This window comes from Mesorhizobium sp. M7A.F.Ca.CA.001.08.2.1, assembly GCF_003998455.1.
GTDB lineage: Bacteria > Pseudomonadota > Alphaproteobacteria > Rhizobiales > Rhizobiaceae > Mesorhizobium > Mesorhizobium ciceri.
In genome coordinates this window covers 1-4,041 of the sequence record NZ_RZPW01000593.1, presented here as the reverse complement: position 1 = coordinate 4,041, position 4,041 = coordinate 1, and the positions used below count along the sequence as shown (strand labels likewise).

Sequence of the window (4,041 nt, the reverse complement as noted above, 5' to 3'; positions counted from 1 at the left end):
GACCTATGCAGGGCGCATTGCTGCCCGTCCGCTCTGGCTCCGCTCGTTGCTCCTGGAGCCGGACCGCGACGACTGGGTCTACTGGCAGTACCACAACAGGGGTCGCGTCGACGGCATCAATGGCGATGTCGATATGAACGTGCTGAAGGGTGGGCCGGCGGTGCTGGCTGCACTGTTTGCGCCATCAAGCTGATCCGCTGGCGCCCGACTCTATTTCCGCAGGAACGCCGCTATCTGGCTGAAAACGCTAACGAACATCGCTTCGGTCAGCACACCGGTGTTGGTGTTGTAGCGCGAGCAATGATAGCTCGAAAACAGCGTGATGCTGCCGGCCGGCAGCTGCCCGCCATGCTTGAACGGATAGGCGGCGACGCGCCCGCCCAGCGCCCGCACCGTCGACTGATGCGCGATCGATCCCAGTGCCAGCACGGCGCGCAGGTTCGGGAACCTGGCGATCGTCGGCACCAGGAATGTCCGGCAGGTGGCAATCTCAGCGCCCACCGGCTTGTTCTCCGGCGGCACGCAGCGCACCGCGTTGGTGATCGCGGTGCCGACCAGCTCCAATCCGTCATCTGGCCGCGCCTTGAACTCTCCGCGCGCAAAACCGTGCGAAATCATCGTCGAGTAGAGCAGGTCGCCGGCATAGTCGCCGGTGAACGGGCGGCCCGTTCGATTGGCACCGCGCAGGCCAGGCGCCAGCCCGACGATCAGCAACTGAACCGCCGCGTCACCCTCGGGTGGTAAAAAAGTCGGCACCGGCGCATTGAACCAGGACGGCTCGCGCTGCCGCCACTCGGCGATGAAGTCATGCAGCCTTGGGCAGAGCGGGCAATCGCGGCCGGGTTCGGAGGCGGAAAGCACGGTCAAGGCGACCGGCCTCAATAATCGTCCTCGTCGACTTCGGCCGGCTCGGGCCTGCGCACCGGCCGCTCGGACGGGTCACGGCCAACCTCGTTCTTCAGCGTCGTCAGGTCGATGAAATGGTCGGCCTGGCGGCGCAGATCGTCGGAGATCATCGGCGGCTGCGAGGCCATGGTCGAGACGATCGATACCTTGCGGCCACGCCGCTGCAATGCCTCGACCAATGTGCGGAAATCGCCGTCGCCGGAAAAGATGACGTAGTGGTCGACGACATCGGCGAGTTCCAGCGCATCGACGGTGAGCTCGATGTCCATATTGCCCTTGATCTTGCGGCGGCCGGTCGAGTCGGTGAATTCCTTGGCCGGCTTGGTGACCACCTTGAAGCCATTATAGTCGAGCCAGTCGATCAGCGGACGGATCGAGGAGTATTCCTGATCCTCGACCAGCGCCGTGTAATAATAGGCGCGCAGCAGATAGCCGCGCTTCTGGAAGCTCGACAGAAGCTTGCGGTAGTCGATGTCGAAGCCGAGCGCGCGCGACGTCGCGTAGAGATTGGCGCCGTCGATGAATAGGGCGATTTTTTCACGAGGGTCGAACATGGAAAATATTCCTTCTCGAAATAAACACCCGTCTAAACCAAATGCGATAGCGTTCGGTCAGGCTCATAATAAACCGGCTGACCTCTATGCCATCCGAGATAGCGCCAGTTTCGCGGCAATCCAAGGGCGCGTGCGGCACTGCAAGCAATTGTGATCGGGACACCGAACACATAGCACAGACTGGTTTTGCCAAATCGGGTGTTTGAACCAAGGTTTGGGCGCCATGCAACCCAGCCATTGCCATGATGCTTGTATTTTGACGGCGTTCGGGTTATGGACCGCGCCTGTTTTCCATCAAATCCATCGCATGAAAGGGGCAATCCATGGCCCGCGTAACCGTTGAAGATTGCATCGACAAGGTCGACAACCGCTTCGAGCTGGTGCTCCTTGCCGGCCATCGTGCCCGGCAGATCAGCCAGGGCGCGCCGATCACAGTGCCGCGTGACAACGACAAGAATCCGGTTGTGGCGCTGCGCGAGATCGCCGATGAGACGCTGTCGCCCGACGACCTCAAGGAAGATCTGATCCATTCGCTGCAGAAGCACGTCGAAGTCGACGAGCCCGAGGCCGATGGCGAGGCGATTGCCGATCAGACCGGCACCGCCGTTGCCGCCACCGACGCCGACGACGCCGAGGAGAACATCACCTTCGACCGGATGACCGAGGAAGACCTCCTGGCCGGCATCGAGGGCCTGGTGCCGCCGGAAAAGAGCGACGACTACTAAGCCAGCGTTCTGGACCTGCCTGGAATACGTTTCCGGCACTTCCGTCCAGTCAGTTTCGTGGCTATCTATGGGATGCGCCGTACGCTAGTGCGGCGCATCAATCATTTCAGCACCGCGAGATTCCGCCCATGATGCGTCAGTATGAGCTTGTCGAGCGCGTCCAGCGCTACAAGCCTGACGTCAACGAGGCGTTGCTCAACAAGGCCTATGTCTATGCCATGCAGAAGCATGGCCACCAGAAGCGCGCTTCCGGCGATCCGTATTTCTCGCATCCGCTCGAAGTCGCCGCCATCCTCACCGAAATGCATATGGACGAGGCGACGATCGCGGTCGCCCTGCTGCACGACACCATCGAGGACACGACCGCCACGCGGGCCGAGATCGACGATCTGTTCGGCCCCGAAATGGGCAAGCTGGTCGAGGGCCTGACCAAGTTGAAGAAGCTCGATCTGGTCTCGAAGAAGGCCGAGCAGGCGGAAAACCTGAGAAAGCTTCTGCTGGCGATTTCGGAAGATGTCCGCGTGCTGCTGGTCAAGCTCGCCGATCGTTTGCACAATATGCGCACCCTCGACCACATGCCGGAGGCCAAGCGCCTGCGCATCGCCGAGGAGACAATGGATATCTACGCGCCGCTGGCCGGGCGCATGGGCATGCAAGGCATGCGTGAAGAGCTGGAGGAGATCGCCTTCCGCTTCATTAATCCTGAAGCCTATCGCGCCGTCACCGCACGGCTTGCCGAAATCTTCGAACGCAACAAGGGCGTGCTGACGGACATCGAAAAGGCACTGTCCACGCTGTTCGAGAAGCATGCGATCAACGCCAGCGTAAAGAGCCGGCAGAAGAAGCCGTGGTCGGTGTTCCGCAAGATGGAGGCCAAGGCGCTGTCCTTCGAGCAGCTCTCTGACATCTTCGGCTTTCGCGTCGTCGTCGACACGGTCGAGGACTGCTACCGGGCGCTTGGCGCCATCCACACCGCGTGGTCGATGGTGCCGGGTCGCTTCAAGGACTACATCTCGACGCCGAAACAGAACGACTACCGCTCGATCCACACCACCATTGTCGGCCCGTCGCGCCAGCGTGTCGAGCTGCAGATCCGCACCCGAGAGATGAACAAGATCGCCGAATACGGCGTCGCCGCCCATTCGATCTACAAGGATACCGGCGGCAAGACGAATGGCGCCGCCCACGCGATTTCAAAGGAAACCAACGCCTACGCCTGGCTGCGCCGCACCATCGAGCAGCTTGCCGAAGGCGACAACCCTGAGGATTTCCTCGAAAATACCAAGCTGGAACTGTTCCAGGACCAGGTGTTCTGCTTCACCCCGAAAGGCATGTTGATTGCGCTGCCGCGCGGCGCGACACCGATCGACTTCGCCTATGCGGTGCACACCGATGTCGGCGACACCTGCGTCGGTGCCAAGGTCAACGGCCGCATCATGCCGCTGATGACGGAACTGAAGAACGGCGACGAGGTCGAGATCATCCGCTCCAAGGCGCAGGTGCCGCCGGCGGCGTGGGAATCGGTCGTCGTCACCGGCAAGGCGCGCTCGGCCATCCGCCGTGCCACCAAGAACGCCATCCGCAAGCAATATTCGGGTCTTGGCATCCGCATCCTGGAACGCGCCTTCGAGCGTGCCGGCAAGACCTTCACCAAGGAGAGCCTGAAGCAGGTGCTGCACAGGTTGGCGCGCAAGGACATCGAGGATGTGCTGGCCTCTGTCGGGCGTGGCGAGCTCGCCTCCACTGATGTCATGAAGGCGGTATTCCCTGACTACAAGGATGAGCGCGTCACCACGGCCGTCCCCAAGCCGCGAGAGGAGGGCTGGTCGAAGATCCGCAACGCCGCCGGCATGCTG

Annotated in this window: 4 protein-coding genes and 1 pseudogene; 3 read left to right on the top strand and 2 right to left on the bottom strand. The window is 61.7% G+C overall.

Annotated elements, in window-relative coordinates; genetic code table 11:
• Positions 1-193 (top strand): annotated as a pseudogene (locus EN914_RS27025) (lysozyme); the annotation flags it as partial.
• A 17-nt stretch (positions 194-210) separates the two neighbouring features.
• Here the strand turns inward: EN914_RS27025 and EN914_RS27020 are convergent.
• Together EN914_RS27020 and EN914_RS27015 are read right to left on the bottom strand one after the other, a co-directional pair.
• Complete coding sequence (locus EN914_RS27020) at positions 211-867, bottom strand: uracil-DNA glycosylase (RefSeq protein WP_024503072.1); 657 nt, start codon at positions 865-867, stop codon at positions 211-213.
• Positions 868-878: 11 nt separating this feature from the next.
• A complete protein-coding gene (locus EN914_RS27015; RefSeq protein ID WP_010915096.1) occupies positions 879-1,460 on the bottom strand; it encodes an NYN domain-containing protein in 582 nt (193 codons plus the stop codon).
• 323 nt (positions 1,461-1,783) lie between these two features.
• On the opposite strand from EN914_RS27015, the gene rpoZ reads away from it, so the two are divergent.
• A complete protein-coding gene (gene rpoZ, locus EN914_RS27010) occupies positions 1,784-2,185 on the top strand; it encodes a DNA-directed RNA polymerase subunit omega (protein WP_013532591.1) in 402 nt (133 codons plus the stop codon).
• Positions 2,186-2,313: 128 nt separating this feature from the next.
• A partial coding sequence (locus EN914_RS27005; protein ID WP_164778937.1) for a bifunctional (p)ppGpp synthetase/guanosine-3',5'-bis(diphosphate) 3'-pyrophosphohydrolase occupies positions 2,314-4,041 on the top strand: 1,728 nt, incomplete at its 3' end.

Bases quoted from the DNA above. Each gene is read 5' to 3' on its own strand.
- EN914_RS27015 (WP_010915096.1), bottom strand. From the start codon at position 1,460: ATGTTCGACCCTCGTGAAAAAATCGCCCTATTCATCGACGGCGCCAAT.
- rpoZ (WP_013532591.1), top strand. From the start codon at position 1,784: ATGGCCCGCGTAACCGTTGAAGATTGCATCGACAAGGTCGACAACCGC.